Below are 16,541 nucleotides of genomic sequence, written 5' to 3'. Positions count from 1 at the left end.
TTGGGCGAATAAATATTGATGCAATTCTTTCACAATCACCCAAATAGGTGGATGTTACAAAAGTACTCAGTGGTAATCAGGTTGTTAATTGTAGTTGTCGACACTTCGCAAAATTAGGTTTTATTACGTATATTCAGGAAACATCTAAACCTGCCTATATTACACGATAGTTACCCTTTTTACCGCACGTCTCTGCAAAATAGTATTAGAATTATCAGTGAAATAGCACAACTATTCATTGAACAAATATAACTCTTCTGTTTTAATGGACGGCAGTTTATTTGAAGGATTTTCCTTCTAATTGGATTTGCTGTACAGACGATCCAGCGGATTTTGCAACCCATCAATATCCTTTCGCATAACATGGGTATATATTTCTGTTGTTTTCACATCAGCATGTCCAAGAAGATCTTGAAGCACACGGATATTGGTTCCATTTTCAAGCATATGTGTAGCGAAGGAATGGCGAAGAGTATGGACGGTTGCCCGCTTGTCGATCCCTGACTTTCTCACAGCCGATTTAACAGCTTTTTGCAGGCCTGACTCAAGTACGTGATGTCTACGTTCTTTTTTGCTCCTTGGATCTATAGATCGTGATTTACTTGGGAATACGTATTGCCACGATGTTTCCCAAGCTGCTTTTCGATATTTTCTGGCTAGTGCATTTGGTAGATACACTTCGCCAAAGCCTTGCTCAAGATCTTGGCGATGCAGTTTTTTTACACGTTCGACATGCTCATGAAGTTCGTCGTGAACAAAACGAGGCAAAAATGTCGTTCTATCTTTTCCACCTTTTGCGGAGCGGATAAACAGTTGCCTCTGGCCAAAATCAATATCCTGTATACGCAAACGAATACACTCCATTAGGCGTATACCAGTTCCGTAAATCAATTTGGCCATTAGTAGATGGGTGCCCTTCATTTGTGCGAACACCCTCTCAACTTCGTTTTCTGTAAGAACGGTTGGGGGATGAGGTTTGCGTTTAGAACGAATGGGGGCGATAGATTGATCAAGAGGAATTTGAAGAACATCGCGATATAAAAAAACTAATGCATTGAGAGCTTGTCTCTGGGTTGAAGCAGCCACTTTTCCATGTGTTGCCAGGTGAGATAAGAAACTCTCAACTTCGCGGCCTCCCATTTCTTTTGGATGTCGCTTTTTATCGTAAAAATAGACATATCTCAAAATCCACTGACAATATGTTTTTTCAGTTGAATGAGCATAATGATAATATCTCAAGGTCTCTCGAACTTGATCCATTAATTTTGACTTAGGGTTTGGGGTAAATTTTGTCTTATTCTCCATGATACCCATCATAATATCGCATTACATGGACAAAATGAAGAAAAAAGTAATAAGTGGACACTTTTTTCCATATAAAGCTATTAATATCAAAATAAGTGGAAAAAGTGGCTATATATAAGGTACTATGATGGACATTGTCCATGTATTAACACTGTTAGTGTCCAATAACCTATCATCTTCATAAACCTTAAACCCAGAGAATAGAATGAACCGTTGGCAAGAAAAACTTGAGAACCATCCTATCCATGAAACATTGAATTGGGTTCGAGATAATGTCTCTGAGAATTTTAACGACTTAGATGAAGATGAGATTATTGAAAAAAGAAGGCTACTAAAAATAGTATCTATGTACGAAGAGGCCTTGCGAAAAATTGACCCTGAAATTGTCCCGTACAACCAACTAGACTCACTAAATACTCAGCTAAGGCACCAAAACATTTCCTCACAATTAACTTCATACAAATCCAATGGAAATGTAGCACATCTGACAAGTGCAAATGATCTAATAGCAAACCAATTAACACAATTATCATTACTCATGGGAATGACAACAAGTTATTCTATTGAGCCTCCGATTAAAGAACTTGAACAACTTATTGACACAATAAGCTCAACGTTAATTTCAAAGAAGGATGCGCTAAGTAAAATACTAGAAAATTTATCTGATTCGTCAAAAACCAATGAGACCCAGTTGCAGCAACTGTCAGATAAAATAGATACTAAAAAGCAAGAAATTGACGGTCACATATCTGAATGGCAACAGCAATTTTCAGCTGCCCAAGAAAATCGTAGTCAATCATTTACGGATTGGCGCGATAAATTTTCAGAAGAGAAGTTGGCTGAGATAGACACTGTTATCTCCAAGTACAATGAAAAGCTATCAGAAAATGAATCTGAATTTGAACAAAAAATATCAAGTATTCTCTCAGACAGTGATGAAAAACATAAGTCAATTCTTGAATTGTACGAAATTACTGCTCGTGACAGTGTTGGTGCAGGTTATTTAAAAAATGCAAACCAAGAAAAAACTGAGGCTAATAAATGGCGTTTCGTATCTGTAGGCTTTATCATTCTCACTGTATTTTGGTTACTATTTTCCTACCACACTAATTTTAAAGAAAAAAACATAACGGAAAAACTCACCACCAAGATTGAAGAAGCTGTTACGAGACCTCCGTCAAAAGATATAGCTAAATCTAAAATAGTAACAACAGACCAGAGCAAAAAGAGTGAATCTATATCCTCATCGAAAGCTCAAACAAGTGGGGCTCTTCTTTGGTTCAAACTGTTTTCAACTTTTTCAATATCTGGTGTTCTTCTTTGGGGTAGTGCTTATTCTGCACAACAATCCACAGTTCACAGAAACAATGAAAAACGAAACAGATGGTTCGCCTTGCAGATTAAGGCTTTCGATCCATTCATTAGCACCCTAGATGAGGATGAACAAAAAAATCTCAAGAAACAACTCTGTGAAAAAATATTTGGACAAGCATATGATTATAAAGAAACAGATCCAAAAGTAATTGATGAGCATGCCCTAAAAACATTTGCAGATACATTTGGAAATTTACTATCAAAAATACCAAGATAACAGACACTAACAAGTCACTTCAGCGGAAAAAATGAGGTCCGGGGTTTGTGTAGTTTCCGTCACGTAAAATGGCACTTGCTAATGAAAAGCTCCTGGCCACGTATTTTATTTTTCCGCTGAGTTCAAACGTTATAACTTGTAAATAAAGAGAAATATGCCACTTGAAGGACTAGATAAAATTGTTGCAAAGGGGCAAATTCTGCTCGATGAGCATGAGCCTGTCGAAACCCATAGCGAGTTTAACTATTGGGTAAATGAAGTTACAGATTGGCTGACAACCAAATTCCCCGACAGTGGTCTTTCGGCAGAATGGGCTGCTCAAGGAGATTCAAATTTAGTAGTTGGTGGTAGTTATTATGATGACCCATCTTCTTGGTCAATATTTCGGATGAGAGTCCAAAGTCGTCTTCGCTGGCTTGGAAGCCTACCATTAAAAATTAAAATATCAAATTTGTCAGCGCCAGCAAAAGCACAAAACGAAGCAAAACAAAGTGGAAGAAAAGAAATTAAAATCCAAACTGTCTCAAGAGCCTATGTCGACCCTGACCGCATTAATGAGCTGAAAGCTTTATCCAATAAAAAATATGACTTGAGCAAATTGGTTCGTTTATGTGAGGAAATGAACATAAACTTTGCTGGTGAGTGTTATCTCTCAATAATCATGGTCACAAGAGCAATACTTGATCATATTCCACCTATCTTAAACTGTTCTAAGTTTTCAGAAGTAGCAAATAATTACTCTGGAGCAAAATCGTTTAAAGAATCAATGCAGCATCTTGAGAATAGTTCAAGAAAAATAGCCGATTATTATTTGCATTCTCAAATAAGAAGTTCTGAGTCTCTGCCAAACGTAACACAGATCGATTTCTCAAATGATTTAGACTTCTTACTATCAGAGATAATAAGGGTAATTAAAAAATAAAAGTTATAACAATTCGCTCAAGCACGACGCGCAAACTTGCGCTTTGCTTAAACGGCTTCGGCCATCTCATTACAACTCGAACTTAATTTAACCCCGGCTAGGCGCGCGTCTTAGCTTTGCGTTGGCTTTATACTATCCACCAATACGTACGATCTTTACAATTAGGAGAACAATGAATGTCTGAATGTGTAGACCACTTTGAAGATGGAAGGAATGCATGGCAGATAGGAGCACTTGGCTTTTTTTCAAGGCTTCGTGGCTTCTTAATAACTGTACTAATAACCATTATATCAATGGGGACTCCTTTCTGGTGGCCAGAACATTTTAAAAGTACCAGAATCATAGAAATGAAATCAGTATTTTTGGTTTTGGTATTTCTTTTTTCCTTAATATTCTGCGCTTCATTCTTTTATTTGAGGCTTAGAACTATAAGATCATTAGATATTAAGTTTTACTTACATAGTCTTTCCCATTTCCTAAGAGATTATCAAACAAAAATATGTAAAAGGAGGCATTCTCACCAAAAAAGAAATGAGAAACACGAGATAAAATTCTTACGAAAATTCACGGGTAAAATATGTGACCATCTTAAAGATTACTACATTAGATTATTGAAGGACGATTCTATCGAAGTTGCCATAAGACTTGCTAAAGAAAAAGACATCGAAGGTGTAAATAAAATCACCTACTATACTATTGCAAGATCCTCTGGTTTTAACAAAAACCGTTATAAAACATCAGAGGCGATATGCTCTGATGAGGGCATACCTAGTTTTTTCCTAAAGAAAAAAGAGCAAGGGATTCTCATTTTTAATGATTTAGAAAGAGCATCAAAACAAGAATTCTATAAAAAAACAAAAAATGATGACCAATACCCTGATGAAGTAAAAACAATGATGGTTGCTCCCCTCAATGGCTACGATGGCCAAGGGATCAGCATGATAGGATTGCTGCATATTACATCTCGAAAAAAGAATACCTTTAATATCACCCATGTAGATTCTTTAAAATTCACAGCTGACTTAATTGCAAAATCAATTTGTCACGCTGTCAACAATCTTTAATTGGTGCCTCGGAAATGAATAAACTAAAGAAATTTTTCAACACAACACCAAAAGATCTAAACATGCAAAATACAACAATTAATGAAATTGCACATTTAATGTCTAGTGCGGAGCCTAATATACATCGACTGCCGACAAACTTTGCAAAAAAAGTTAGCATCATCTGTGCAGAAATGTGCGACGAGGAGAATGCCTCTGATTCCCCTCCTGGCTTTCAGACTGAAAAAAAACTATAATTGTATAACAATTGTATGCACTGGAAAACAAGCAGCTCGGTTTCCAGGCCACCTTTCCGGGTAAATTAAGGAGAAAAAAAGGGTCAAGTCTCCTTTTGACCTATGTGGTGAGTGTATGATAAAGTAAAAACATATCAAGGCTACTACGTATGGTATATCAAGGTGCTTTGTATCATGTCCAATTAGGAACGGGGTAGGATCAAGCTGGTGAATGACAAAAGAATGGTATGACAAGGTGAATTTCCGAAATAATCATAATTTTTTTTCTTAGTAACGAAAGGGGGAAAATCTGCTTTTGGCTTTTGCTTGGCTCTATAGGTCAAAGGGAGACTTGCCCTTTTATTTGCTCAACAGCGACCGTTAAGCAGAAAAATGATAAAACTCGACAAGACCACAATTAAGACCTATAATTAAACCATAATAAAAAATCATATTATAGGTGAATCAATGGAATCAGTACTAGCAAGCCGCTCAGCAAGTATATCAGAATTAAAGAAAAACCCTTCTGCTTTGATAGATCAGTCAGATGGTGAACCAATCGCTATTCTCAATCACAACAAGCCGACTGCATATTTAATTCCAGCAGAAACATATGAAGCACTACTGGAAAGACTAGAGGATCACCAACTAGGAATTATAGTAAAAGAAAGGGAAATTGAAAAAATCTCAGCTGTGGAAATTACACTAGATGAGCTATAAATTAAAATTCCTCCCAACCGCCCTTAAGGAATGGAAAAAACTAGACAACACTATACAATCACAATTCAAGAAAAAATTAAAAGAACGCCTAGAATCGCCACATGTTTCTGGTAGTCGCCTGTCTGGATTTGAGAACCACTACAAAATTAAACTCAGAGCAAGCGGATACCGGCTTGTTTATGAAGTAGTTGATGAAGAAGTTTTTGTTTACGTAATTGCTATCGGCAAAAGAGACAAAAATTTAGTCTATAAAAAGGCGAAAAAACGAAAATAATTGGTTATCAATGGTATCCAGCTGACCTTGGGTAGCGCGGTTCTTCGAATGTACTTTTTCCGTTCTTGGATCATTTCTCTTCGCACAAATTTGGTCCACAGATTTGCTTGGGGCAGCTGACACCGGCCGTTGCGCTGAGCAAAGCTCAGCGTATCTTGTAGGCCGTAGGGGAGAAGTGACTCAGAGTGTTGAGTCATTCCTTCTTACTGTTTGAGTGGTGGATCGACAGGGAATACATATGGAGAGTGGTGTTAATGATTGTACCTGGAAGAAATGAACTCTGCTGGTGTGGCAGTGGTAAAAAATATAAGAGGTGTCATTTGCGTTCGGACCAAAAGGGAGAAACGGTTCCGCCTGATGCTAACGAGTTGGTTGCCGGAAAGGCACCTGTCGGTCCAGGTACACTAAGCCTTCCACGAAGGGTTCCTGACCATATATTTCTCCCTGAGTATGCCATAACAGGAAAGACCGGTAATTCAGGGAAGTCCTGTAAAAAAGAATCCGATGATGAAATCAGTCGAATGCGCAGGGCAGGTGGGGTTGCAAGGAAAGTACTGGATAGTGTGCTTGCGGCAGTTGAACTCGGTGTGAGCACCGATGCACTGGATGAAATTGCCCATGAGGCTGCAATAGCACATGGAGCATATCCGAGTCCTTTGAATTATATGGGATTTCCCAAGTCAATCTGTACTTCTGTGAACGAGGTAATATTGCATGGTATCCCTGACAGTAGAAAGTTGCAAAATGGTGACATTATTAACTGTGATGTGACCGTTTATATTGATGGCATGCATGGTGACTGCTCCGAGACAGTACTGGTCGGTGACGTGACCGAGGAGGCGTTTTCCCTGGTTCAGTGTACCTGGGAATGCCTGATGAAAGGGATCGATGTTGTCAGACCGGGGCAGCGCTTCAACGAAATCGGGCGGGTCATTGAAGCCCACGCCGCCAAATACGGCTATGTCGTTTTCCGTCCCTATGGCGGTCATGGTATTGGTGAGCATTTCCATATGTTTCCCTTTGTGGCCCACTCCTATGACCCGGAAAATAAGGCTGTTATGGAAGAGGGGATGACCTTCACTATTGAACCCATGATCAATTGCGGGGGCCATGGCGCCAGGGTGTGGAATGACAATTGGACGACGGTTACAGCGGATCTCGCTCTAAGCGCCCAGTTTGAACATACCATCCTTGTAAACAGTGGTGGAGTAGAAATTCTGACCGGCGGACTGGAACCCTGGTTTTTAAGAGATGGGAAAAGGCGGCTGGAATAATTAATTGCCCTCCCTGAAAATTATATTTGCCATTCGATATATTTATACCTGATTACTATCGAAACTCAGCTTTGCAACCCGGAGCTGTTCCGTGTCGATTATATGGGACGCCATAAACCCATCCCTGGGGGCTCTGCTGCGGCCGTCCAGGCCGCAGATGCCCATATAATCAACACGAAACAACTCCTCCTCAGGCGGGTAAGCTGAGGCTCAGTGGTAATCAGGTATTTATATGCATGTATCGAATTATGAAGAAAGAGCATAGCTCAAGTCACCAGAATATCCCTCCGGGAGAGTATCGTATCCGGGCAAGGATATGGATAGAGAGTGAAGGTACATATCTCGGGTACAGTCGGGTTGTTCTTCTGGAGCAGAGAACAAAGAATAGAATCCTAGTGAATTACTATTCTTTGTTCCCATTAACATTATTATGAGGCCAGACAATCCCCGGTGCCATCACCTAAACCAGTACCGGGTCCGTTACCGGTACCATCGCCGGGTGCATCGCCAGTCCCGTCACCATTACCATTACCACCGGCACCACCTCCGGAACCATCCCCGGCTCCACCACCATTGCCGCCGCCATTCCCACCGCGTACAAGCAGATCACTGTTCAGATAAAAACCTGCTGCATTGAGACAGTCGCCACTTCCCGAACCGTAGCCTGAGCCATCCCTGGGACCAGAACCGGATTTTCCACTACCGTCGCCTGGGCCATGACCATTTCCGGCCATAACAGGGATGGCCATAAGTGTGATTGCTGCAGTAATAACAAGTGTTTTGACAGTTTTTGTAGAACATTTCATTGGAATTCCTCCTTAAAATTATCCCTCTCTTATGAGAAGGTTGTGAGTGCTAATTATAAAATGCGTGTGCGCGTCTATGGCGATCATGGCCTTTCCAGGATGATTCTGCTCTTGTATTGGCAGTGAGTAAGGATAAATTTTCCTGCGCCCGACAGCATTGCCCTGACCCGTGCCTTTGGTATTACAACAAGTGTGCCAAACAGCTCTTGTTTTTTATTATCCTTATAAATCGTAATGTTATCCAATTGTGGGTGCCTTTTAGGGAGGTGGTGCTTCGACAATCAATGTGTATCTCGACAAGATTGTCGAAGTGAGGACGTAAGGTTCAGAAACCAATGTTGTCTTCTGACACCGGGGGAAATAGTATGAACATCTTTAGGTACCGGGTTCATTAATGCTTTTATTTGCAGAACTGTTTTGACATTGTTCCTGATCCTTCATATCTTCGTTCGGAAGAGAAATGAGAGTGGCCTGCAGACTGCGTGAAAAACTTACCCCATGGATATGAAGAATGTTTTTTATAGATAAACCCTATGTGTCAGATTTTTTTAAAAAGAGTGTCAGGGATCACGGAATTCCTGTTGTTGCAACCAAGATAGCTAAAGAGATCGGGTTGTATGATGGCACCAAAATGATCAGTGAAGAACAAGCCATTGCAATGGCTCGGGAGCAGGATATTTTTCCGGTATACACAACATCTGAGAACGCAATCGGCTGGTTGGCAAAGCATTTTCCCTTCAGTGATCTTCCTGAAAAAATAGAGTTGTTTAAGGATAAGGGGAAATTTCGGAAAATGACCCAGTCCATCTTTCCTGGCCTCTATTTCAGAGAGGTTGCTGTGGAGGAGTTGCACGAGTTGCAACTTGAGGATATTCCCTTGCCCTTTATTATCAAACCAAGCGTCGGCTTTTTCAGTATGGGCGTGTATAAGGTTGCAAATAGTGCGGAGTGGCAGAAGACCGTAGCATTAATTTACCAGGAAATTGAGGAGATCAGGGGCCTCTACCCTGACGAAGTACTGGATACCAGTTCCTTTATTATTGAACAGTGTATTAATGGGGAAGAATTTGCAATCGATGCTTATTACGACGAAAGCGGTACTCCTGTTATTCTGAGTATTTTCCGTCACACTTTTGCATCCGACAGCGATGTCAGTGATAGAGTCTATACTACATCAAAGAAAATTGTGGAAGAAAACCTCGCAGAATTCACTGAATTTGTAGGGAAAATTGGTGTGTTGGCTGACGTGAAAAGCTTTCCTGTACATATCGAATTGAGAAGAGAGAGCAACGGGATGCTCCTGCCCATTGAAGTGAACCCCATGCGTTTTGGAGGCTGGTGCACAACCGCTGACATGACCTTCAGTGCCTATGGGTTGAATCCCTATCTCTATTATTACACACAGCAAAAACCGGATTGGGATGAGTTGCTCCAGGGTAAAGAGGGAAAACTCTTCAGTCTTATCGTTCTGGATAATTCAACCGGTATAGATGGAAGTGTTATCAAATCCTTTGATTATGAAAAGCTTCTGGCTGGTTTTGAGCAGGTGTTGGAACTCAGAAAAGTTGACTATACGAGCTATCCTGTTTTTGGATTTCTCTTTACTGAGACGCGCGAGGAAAATTTTGCCGAGCTGAAAAATATCCTGAATTCAGATTTGAAGGAATTTATCGAAATCGATCAGGTTATCTGAAGAGATGGTAAATGCTGTACTCTGGAGTTTCTTGCCACAGGGATAAAACAAAAGAGTTCACCAGTGTCTATATAGAACGGGTGAACTCGTATGATTTGTCTACCTGATTACCATCGAAACTCAGCTTTGCAACCCGGAGCTGTTCCGTGTCGATTATATGGGACGCATTAAACCCATCCCTGGGGGCTCTGCTGCGGCCGTCCGGGCCGCAGATGCCCATGTAATCAACACGAAACAACTCCTCCTCAGGCGGGTAAGCTGAGGATCAATGGTAATCAGGTTTGTCTAAAGGAGGGCTATTTCGCCTGACTCTAAATCATAAAAGGCAGGAACAATTTTTAATTTACCTTCTTTGACCAGGTCAGCCATGATGGGCTGAGATTCTTGAAGTTGTTTGGCCGTCATCCTGGCCACTTCACGGGCAGCATTGTCAGTGAGATCTCCTTCCTGGTCTTTGACTTTATCAATTGCCGGTTGAATAGCAGGGGCAAGGGATGCAATATGTCCTTCCAGTTCAACCCCCTGTGCTACCGCACCAATAGCGCCACAGCTTGTATGTCCAAGAACCACGATGAGTGGGGTGTTCAGGTGGGCTGCAGCATATTCCAGGCTGCCCAGCAACTGGTCATTTATGATGTTTCCTGCCACTCGGACGACAAAAAGATCGCCAAGGCCCTGGTCAAAAAGAACCTCTGGTGGAACCCGTGAATCTGCACAGGCTAATACAGCGGCAAAGGGAGCCTGACCATTACCCAGAGAAATACGTCGCTCACCATCCTGATTGGGATGGGCAAGAGAGGCACTGGTGAAGCGTTTATTGCCATCCAGAAGCTGCTGTAATGCCAGATCAGGGCTTGGCATGATTGATTTTCCCATTCGTTTCTCCTTAGGATATATCAGCGGTAAAGGGTGTGTAAAAAAAATTGTACTTTTGTTGCAATTTGTAACAAAGCTTGCATTCTTAGCGCTGTTTTTAATAAAGTCAAGAATTAAATAGGGGGGACTGCATGCTGCTATTAGAGAATTTCAGGAGTAATGCTATTGGGTGATCCTATTGTGGAGGGATTTGCTCAACTTTTTTTATGAGTTGAGATGTTAGTGTCTACGAGGAAAGGCCAGGAGTAGGGGGGGAGCTAAAGATAAAAAGAAGAAGCCAGCCAGGACAGGCGGTACCTATGTCGAGGAAAAGTCCCGGTTGGCTTCTAAAACAAACTACTACTCTTTGTTACTTGAAATAATTTAGCAGAGCGTGCAGTGTGGTTAAAGGGTGAGGGGGACAACCAGGGATGTAAAGATCCACCGGAATCAGCTTGTTCAGGTCACCGACAATCTCGTCACTGCCATAAAATGGCCCTCCTGAAATGGCACAGGCACCGCTGGCAATGACTACTTTAGGGCTGGGTACAGCCTCCCAGGTAGTAATGGTGGCCTGACGCATATTCTCAGAGATAGGTCCGGTTACATGGATGCCATCTGCATGACGGGGTGAGGCGACAAACTGGATACCAAAACGTTGCAGATCAAAAAATGGGGTGTTCAAGACGTTGGTATCTGCTTCACAGGCGTTACAACCCGCAGCTGAGATCTGGCGCAGTTGCAATGAACGGCCAAAAAGTTTTTTGAAATGCTTCTTTGAATGCTCCGCCAGGGCTGGTAAGTCACCATGGGTGAAGAGGTCATCCCGGTTTGATGTTCCCATCTCAAAGTTTTGACTGAATTGTACGAAACGTCCCTCTGATAATGTTTCACAGAGTCCGCAGAAGACACAGCGACCAAGATCGATCTTTCTGGTATTGGTGTCAATACATTCCTGAGGACAGGCATCTGCGCAACGCTTAACAAGGGCGGCATCGCATTTGCTGTCCACCTTTGGCAGGCCACGAAAGCGCTTATACAGCTGAATTTCTTCCTTAGGGTATCTGGATGTCCGATGCCCCTGTTCTAATCTGTTTTTTATAACTTTTAACATGAATGCACCTTAATATGTCTAGCTCGTAAAAAGCTGAAATTATAGATGGCTAGGAAAAAAACTCCATATGCGAGGCGCGTTGAATGTATATGATTTCGGCGTACTGTGGGGTACGTCGTAATTATATAAATTTAACAGCAACGAAGCAGATGGAGAGTTTTTACGACGCCATCTTATATATCAAATCCGCAATAGGAGAGGTTAAAGCTCTTATTGCACAATGGAAAATCAGAAATCCCTTCGTCCCTGAGTGACAAGGCCAGGCCTGTCCAATTGTGGAAGGAAGGGTCTTTTACCTTATAGCGTAATATCTCACCCTTTCCATCCGTGAGGATACAGTGAGAAACTTCTCCACGCCAAGCCTCATTGATAGAGACAACAAAGGAATCGGGCGCCATTTCAACGCTTTCTGGAATATAGCTTGCCGTCTCATGCGTTCTTTCAAGCAAAGTGTTGATCAATGCGGTGGAATGTATGATTTCTTCCCGCCTGACCGTAGCCCGGGAGCAGACGTCACCGTCTGTTTTTTCGTTGACGTTGGCCGGTAGTTCACCATAACACTCTGTAGGAAAGGCAACTCTGGCATCATAGGGAAGGCCACAGGCTCTCCCGGCATAGCCTACAAGCCCGATTTTTTGAGCGTTCTCATGACTGACCGTCCCAGTATGATCAAAACGGCCGAGAACGCTGGGAGCAGAGAATATCAAATCATTAACATGTTCAACCTCCGGGGTTAACTCGGCGAGCTTATCTTTCAGGAGTTGCTTCTGTTCATCACCCAGGACATGAGTGACTCCGCCCGGCCGAATCAGGCCACGGCCAAAACGGTTCCCGCCGATGATCTGGCTCAAGTTGAGATATTCACCCCTGATTCTGCCAAAATAAGCTGCTGGAGGATTAAAGGCCACATCCAGACTCAGGGCACCGAGATCGCCGATATGGTTGGCGATGCGTTCCATTTCCAGAGCGATGGCACGGACAAAGCTTGCTCCTGCATCCACTCTGATATTTGCCAGTGATTCTATGGCCTGGGCCTGGCAGAGACTATGACCAATGGTGGTGTCACCGGCAATGGTTTCGGCAATGATGGGCAAACGTTTAAAGGGGACGCTTTGCAGGAGTTTTTCGACACCACGATGCTGGTAGCCCAGCTGGATTTCCAGGTGGAAGACCCGTTCGCCGTGACACTGAAAACGGAAATGACCTGGTTCGATGATACCCGCGTGAACCGGCCCGACTGCGACTTCATGGACGGTTTCTCCTTCCACAGTGAAGTAGGGATAGTTACCTGGGATATCTTGATTATAATCATTGCCGAAGACATCCTCTCTCCCACTGTAATTTTTATGGTAACGAACCATCTTCAGCCAGGGATGGCCCTCGGCCTTAAGCCCATACTGTTCACCAATTTCCCGTTCAAACATGTGGAATTTTTCTGATTCCGCGGTAAGGGAAGCAAATTGCTCTCCGGGGGCATCACAGCCACCAACAGAGAGTTTGTCATTGTGACGCATGACCGCGAGCAACTTGGTGATTCCTTGATCCTCATAGGCAAAGAATTGGACAATTTGACCACCACTGGCGGCAAGATCAAGCAGCTCCTGGCGAAAGGAGTTAAAGTCAAGATGCGGAATATCGGCTCGCTTGAGCCGTTCATTATTCTGTATATGCAGTAGGTTAGCCATTGATGCTACCTCCGATTGTGGCAATTGCCGAAAGGATTGTCTGGTACAGGCTGTCGGGCAGCCAGATACAGAGAGCAAGGGATGCCGCGAGCAGGGCAAAAGAAGGCAGAGTTCTGGCCCAATTTTCCTCAACCAGAATGTCTGGATTCTCGCAGGGAGAAAAACACATCCTGGTTACGAGGCGGGAAGCCCCGGCAAAGATAAGGATAAGAGCAAAGATAAATATAGTGACACTGATATTTTTTCCCTGCTGAAAGGCCCCAATGATTATGAGCACTTCACTGACAAAGATACCAAAGGGTGGAAAACCCGATATCCCGGCAAAGCCGGCAAAAAAGGCGGTGAAGGTTTTGGGGAAGAGTTTGGCCATGTTTCCAGTTTTATCCACGAGTTTACTGCCGTATCCCAGCAGGACATTACCGGCTGAGAGAAAGAGTGATGACTTGATCAGTGAGTGGTGGATGAGGTGGAGCATTGCACCATAGGTTGCTAATCCCCCGATACCGATACCAAAGGCGATAATTCCCATATTCTCAATACTGGAATAAGCCAGCATTCGTTTATAACCGGTCTGGTTAAAAATGAAGATGGCAGCTATGAGCATGGAAAGGAGACCGAAGCCAACGAGAATTTTACTGGAAAAATCACCAAGGCCAGCCTGATAGAGAAGTTGATGCGCACGATAGACGCCAAGGAAAGCACAGTTTAAAAGAGCTCCGGATAACAGAGCTGAGGCAGGACTTGGTGCTTCACTATGGGCATCCGGCAGCCAGGTGTGCATGGGGGCAAGACCCATCTTGGTGCCATAACCGATAACCAGGAAAATAAACCCGGCCTTGAGCCAGAGGGGATCAAGATCAGTGGCAATTGTTCTGAGGGAACTGAAGGTGATTGGAGCATGAACATTACCAAGATCCATGGCCAGAACCACAAAGAAGCAACCAAGCAGAGCAAGAGCAATTCCAACCGAACAGATCATCACATATTTCCAGGTGGCCTCAAGGGCTGTCTTGGAGCGGTGGAGGAAGATCAGCGGCGCACTCATCAGGGTTGTTGCCTCAATGGCAATCCACAGAACAATCAGGTGATCGGCCATTGTTACCATGGTCATAGTGGCGAGGAAGAACAGGGTGCAGCCATGGTAGATCGGTTCACTGGTGATTTCCGTTTCTTTCATATAGGAAACGGCATAGAGAGAAATAAAGAGAAAGACAAATGAGGTGACCAGCAGGATAAGCATTCCTTCGTTGGTCACTACAAAATATTGAGGGAAGGAGGGGACAATTTTGCCCATCCATGCCATGACGGTCAGCTGCAGATGGAGCAATGCTGTCACCACCAGGAGGCCGCGTCCCAGGCGGGCCGGCAGAAACATTGCAAACCCTCCGGTAAGCAGCGGTATGAGTATTGTAAGCTCTAACATTTTATAACACCTTTATTAATTGTCTTTTAATTTACCCAGGAGCGCTGTGTCCACATCGTCATAGGATGAATTGATATTATGGAGAATGATGCCCATGATCATGATGCCAACCAGCAGGTCGAGCAGTACACCAAACTCAACTACGTACATGGTGTGGGTCTCTTTGGCCAGGGCCGTGCCGATGAGATAAATACCATTTTCCATCATCAGGTAGCCGATAACCTGGGTGATTGCTTTTTTACGGCTCATGAGGAGGAAGAGGCCGGCAGCCAGAGTTGTCACGGCAGTAATCATTAACAGATTGTTTTCCATCGGCAGGGAGATCTGTAGGCGGTCCGTGATAAAGGCTGCGATGAGAATAAAGCTCAGCCCGAAGATAAGGGAGGCGTTGTAGCCGATAATCGGTTCAACTTCTCGCTTGATCTTGATTTTGTTGACGGCTGCGTAAAGAAATCCGGGTATGAGCAAGCCCTTAATCAAAAGCATTATCTGGAGAAAAAATACAGAGCCGGTACTCATGGGCCAGTGCTGTTCCAAAAAGAGTGGAATGAGGGAGACAACAATTCCCTGAAAGGCCATGATCTTGACTAGAGCCATGAGTCTGTTGGAACCCAGTGACAATAAAACTGATAAAACAGTTAAGGAGAGTAATGCATCGGATATTTGAATCATTGGAGAACTCCCATGGTGAGTATAGTGACGAAAAAGATCAGGATAAAAGGAGTCAGGATGAATTTTGGCACCATAGGCATTTTGTATCTGGCAGTGATTGATTCAACAACACCGATAGTGATGTATATAAAAGTCACCACCCCGTAAAAGATCAGTCCGTTAAGGATAATATTGTCTGCGTGGAAGGGATCGATGATTCGTGCAAGGAAACCGGCATAAAAAAGAAGTTTAAACCAGGCTCCCAGTTCGATCAGCGCCAGATCCGGACCACTGTGATCGAGGATCATGACCTCATGAATCATGGTTAATTCCAGGTGGGTAGCTGGATCATCCACCGGTACCCGGGAGTTTTCCGTCAACATAACAATATAGAGTCCCACAACAACAAGAATAAGCAATGCGCCGTATTCCCCAATCAGGCTGATCATATGATTGCCGGAAAAAAATTCATTAAAGCTCAAACTTCCAGTTAATCTGTAGAAGAGGATGAGGATGCCAAAGATGGTCATTTCAGCCAGGGTGGAGAAAAAGGCTTCACGGGCAGCACCCATTCCCTCAAAAGGGGAAGCAGTATCGAGGGCCGCAAGGATGGTGAAAAATCGGCCAAGTCCCATGAGGTAGAAGAGGATCAACACATCACCATGGAAGGAAAAGATTGGTGCAATCTCTGCCATGGGGAAATAGAGGAGCATCATGAGACTGGTGGAAAAGCCAACCACCGGTCCAAGTTTGAAGACAAAGCTGGTGCTTGTTGAATAAACTGAGCCCTTTTTAAAAAGCTTGAACATGGTGTAGTAGTTGATCAGCAGGGGGGGACCCTGCTTCCCGGCAAAATAGGCCTTGACCTTCTGAATTACAGCAGGCAGAAGGGGTGCGATCAGAACCGCAAAACAAAATGACAGTATAGATTCCATTGGTTGTATTCCTA

General features: G+C 43.3%; 16 protein-coding genes. 8 read left to right on the top strand and 8 right to left on the bottom strand.

What is annotated here, in order from left to right:
- Positions 1-297: 297 nt before the first annotated feature.
- On the bottom strand, positions 298-1,305 hold the full coding sequence (locus UWK_RS04315; RefSeq protein ID WP_041916648.1) for an integron integrase: 1,008 nt from the start codon (positions 1,303-1,305) through the stop codon (positions 298-300).
- A 205-nt stretch (positions 1,306-1,510) separates the two neighbouring features.
- On the opposite strand from UWK_RS04315, the gene UWK_RS04310 reads away from it, so the two are divergent.
- The 7 genes from UWK_RS04310 to map all read left to right on the top strand — a co-directional run bounded on the left by UWK_RS04310 (position 1,511) and on the right by map (position 7,365).
- Complete coding sequence (locus tag UWK_RS04310) at positions 1,511-2,896, top strand: hypothetical protein (RefSeq protein ID WP_015403125.1); 1,386 nt, start codon at positions 1,511-1,513, stop codon at positions 2,894-2,896.
- A gap of 154 nt (positions 2,897-3,050) precedes the next feature.
- A complete protein-coding gene (locus UWK_RS18200) occupies positions 3,051-3,818 on the top strand; it encodes a hypothetical protein (protein ID WP_015403124.1) in 768 nt (255 codons plus the stop codon).
- A gap of 176 nt (positions 3,819-3,994) precedes the next feature.
- Positions 3,995-4,882 (top strand): hypothetical protein, encoded by an 888-nt coding sequence (locus UWK_RS04300; RefSeq protein WP_015403123.1) that lies wholly within the window; start codon positions 3,995-3,997, stop codon positions 4,880-4,882.
- A 14-nt stretch (positions 4,883-4,896) separates the two neighbouring features.
- Positions 4,897-5,118 (top strand): hypothetical protein, encoded by a 222-nt coding sequence (locus UWK_RS04295; RefSeq protein WP_015403122.1) that lies wholly within the window; start codon positions 4,897-4,899, stop codon positions 5,116-5,118.
- A 447-nt stretch (positions 5,119-5,565) separates the two neighbouring features.
- Positions 5,566-5,817 carry a type II toxin-antitoxin system Phd/YefM family antitoxin gene (locus UWK_RS04290; protein WP_015403121.1) on the top strand — a complete coding sequence of 84 codons (252 nt, stop codon included), beginning with the start codon at positions 5,566-5,568 and terminating at the stop codon, positions 5,815-5,817.
- Positions 5,807-6,091: a type II toxin-antitoxin system RelE family toxin gene (locus tag UWK_RS04285; protein WP_015403120.1), complete on the top strand. Its 285-nt coding sequence runs from the start codon at positions 5,807-5,809 to the stop codon at positions 6,089-6,091. The genes UWK_RS04290 and UWK_RS04285 overlap by 11 nt, the downstream gene beginning before the upstream one ends.
- A gap of 254 nt (positions 6,092-6,345) precedes the next feature.
- A complete protein-coding gene (map, locus tag UWK_RS04280; RefSeq protein ID WP_015403119.1) occupies positions 6,346-7,365 on the top strand; it encodes a type I methionyl aminopeptidase in 1,020 nt (339 codons plus the stop codon).
- A 428-nt stretch (positions 7,366-7,793) separates the two neighbouring features.
- On the opposite strand, the gene UWK_RS04275 is transcribed toward map, so the two are convergent.
- A complete protein-coding gene (locus UWK_RS04275; protein ID WP_015403118.1) occupies positions 7,794-8,171 on the bottom strand; it encodes a hypothetical protein in 378 nt (125 codons plus the stop codon).
- 511 nt (positions 8,172-8,682) lie between these two features.
- On the opposite strand from UWK_RS04275, the gene UWK_RS04270 reads away from it, so the two are divergent.
- Positions 8,683-9,864: an ATP-grasp domain-containing protein gene (locus UWK_RS04270; protein ID WP_015403117.1), complete on the top strand. Its 1,182-nt coding sequence runs from the start codon at positions 8,683-8,685 to the stop codon at positions 9,862-9,864.
- 285 nt (positions 9,865-10,149) lie between these two features.
- On the opposite strand, the gene UWK_RS04265 is transcribed toward UWK_RS04270, so the two are convergent.
- The 6 genes from UWK_RS04265 to UWK_RS04240 form a co-directional block, all read right to left on the bottom strand.
- On the bottom strand, positions 10,150-10,740 hold the full coding sequence (locus tag UWK_RS04265) for a carbonic anhydrase (protein WP_015403116.1): 591 nt from the start codon (positions 10,738-10,740) through the stop codon (positions 10,150-10,152).
- 349 nt (positions 10,741-11,089) lie between these two features.
- A complete protein-coding gene (locus UWK_RS04260) occupies positions 11,090-11,833 on the bottom strand; it encodes an NADH-quinone oxidoreductase subunit B family protein (RefSeq protein WP_015403115.1) in 744 nt (247 codons plus the stop codon).
- A 173-nt stretch (positions 11,834-12,006) separates the two neighbouring features.
- Positions 12,007-13,518 (bottom strand): hydrogenase large subunit, encoded by a 1,512-nt coding sequence (locus UWK_RS04255; protein ID WP_015403113.1) that lies wholly within the window; start codon positions 13,516-13,518, stop codon positions 12,007-12,009.
- A complete protein-coding gene (locus tag UWK_RS04250) occupies positions 13,511-14,941 on the bottom strand; it encodes a proton-conducting transporter transmembrane domain-containing protein (RefSeq protein ID WP_015403112.1) in 1,431 nt (476 codons plus the stop codon). Before UWK_RS04250 ends, UWK_RS04255 begins: the two co-directional genes overlap by 8 nt.
- Before the next feature lie 15 nt (positions 14,942-14,956).
- The gene (locus UWK_RS04245; protein WP_015403111.1) at positions 14,957-15,613 is read right to left on the bottom strand and encodes a hydrogenase 4 membrane component (E); all 657 of its coding nucleotides are present in this window, start codon (positions 15,611-15,613) and stop codon (positions 14,957-14,959) included.
- A complete protein-coding gene (locus UWK_RS04240) occupies positions 15,610-16,527 on the bottom strand; it encodes a respiratory chain complex I subunit 1 family protein (protein ID WP_015403110.1) in 918 nt (305 codons plus the stop codon). The genes UWK_RS04245 and UWK_RS04240 overlap by 4 nt, the downstream gene beginning before the upstream one ends.
- Positions 16,528-16,541 lie beyond the last annotated feature (14 nt).

The sequence above is a fragment of the Desulfocapsa sulfexigens DSM 10523 genome (assembly GCF_000341395.1).
GTDB lineage: Bacteria > Desulfobacterota > Desulfobulbia > Desulfobulbales > Desulfocapsaceae > Desulfocapsa > Desulfocapsa sulfexigens.
This window is presented reverse-complemented; position numbering and strand designations above follow the sequence as displayed.

Excerpts from the sequence above, each read along its gene's own strand:
- UWK_RS04250 (WP_015403112.1), bottom strand. The coding sequence starts at position 14,941 with ATGTTAGAGCTTACAATACTCATACCGCTGCTTACCGGAGGGTTTGCA.
- UWK_RS04245 (WP_015403111.1), bottom strand. The coding sequence starts at position 15,613 with ATGATTCAAATATCCGATGCATTACTCTCCTTAACTGTTTTATCAGTT.
- UWK_RS04260 (WP_015403115.1), bottom strand. The coding sequence starts at position 11,833 with ATGTTAAAAGTTATAAAAAACAGATTAGAACAGGGGCATCGGACATCC.
- UWK_RS04310 (WP_015403125.1), top strand. The coding sequence starts at position 1,511 with ATGAACCGTTGGCAAGAAAAACTTGAGAACCATCCTATCCATGAAACA.
- UWK_RS04265 (WP_015403116.1), bottom strand. The coding sequence starts at position 10,740 with ATGGGAAAATCAATCATGCCAAGCCCTGATCTGGCATTACAGCAGCTT.
- UWK_RS18200 (WP_015403124.1), top strand. The coding sequence starts at position 3,051 with ATGCCACTTGAAGGACTAGATAAAATTGTTGCAAAGGGGCAAATTCTG.
- UWK_RS04285 (WP_015403120.1), top strand. The coding sequence starts at position 5,807 with ATGAGCTATAAATTAAAATTCCTCCCAACCGCCCTTAAGGAATGGAAA.
- UWK_RS04240 (WP_015403110.1), bottom strand. The coding sequence starts at position 16,527 with ATGGAATCTATACTGTCATTTTGTTTTGCGGTTCTGATCGCACCCCTT.
- UWK_RS04255 (WP_015403113.1), bottom strand. The coding sequence starts at position 13,518 with ATGGCTAACCTACTGCATATACAGAATAATGAACGGCTCAAGCGAGCC.
- UWK_RS04295 (WP_015403122.1), top strand. The coding sequence starts at position 4,897 with ATGAATAAACTAAAGAAATTTTTCAACACAACACCAAAAGATCTAAAC.
- UWK_RS04290 (WP_015403121.1), top strand. The coding sequence starts at position 5,566 with ATGGAATCAGTACTAGCAAGCCGCTCAGCAAGTATATCAGAATTAAAG.
- map (WP_015403119.1), top strand. The coding sequence starts at position 6,346 with ATGATTGTACCTGGAAGAAATGAACTCTGCTGGTGTGGCAGTGGTAAA.
- UWK_RS04270 (WP_015403117.1), top strand. The coding sequence starts at position 8,683 with ATGTTTTTTATAGATAAACCCTATGTGTCAGATTTTTTTAAAAAGAGT.
- UWK_RS04300 (WP_015403123.1), top strand. The coding sequence starts at position 3,995 with ATGTCTGAATGTGTAGACCACTTTGAAGATGGAAGGAATGCATGGCAG.
- UWK_RS04275 (WP_015403118.1), bottom strand. The coding sequence starts at position 8,171 with ATGAAATGTTCTACAAAAACTGTCAAAACACTTGTTATTACTGCAGCA.
- UWK_RS04315 (WP_041916648.1), bottom strand. The coding sequence starts at position 1,305 with ATGGAGAATAAGACAAAATTTACCCCAAACCCTAAGTCAAAATTAATG.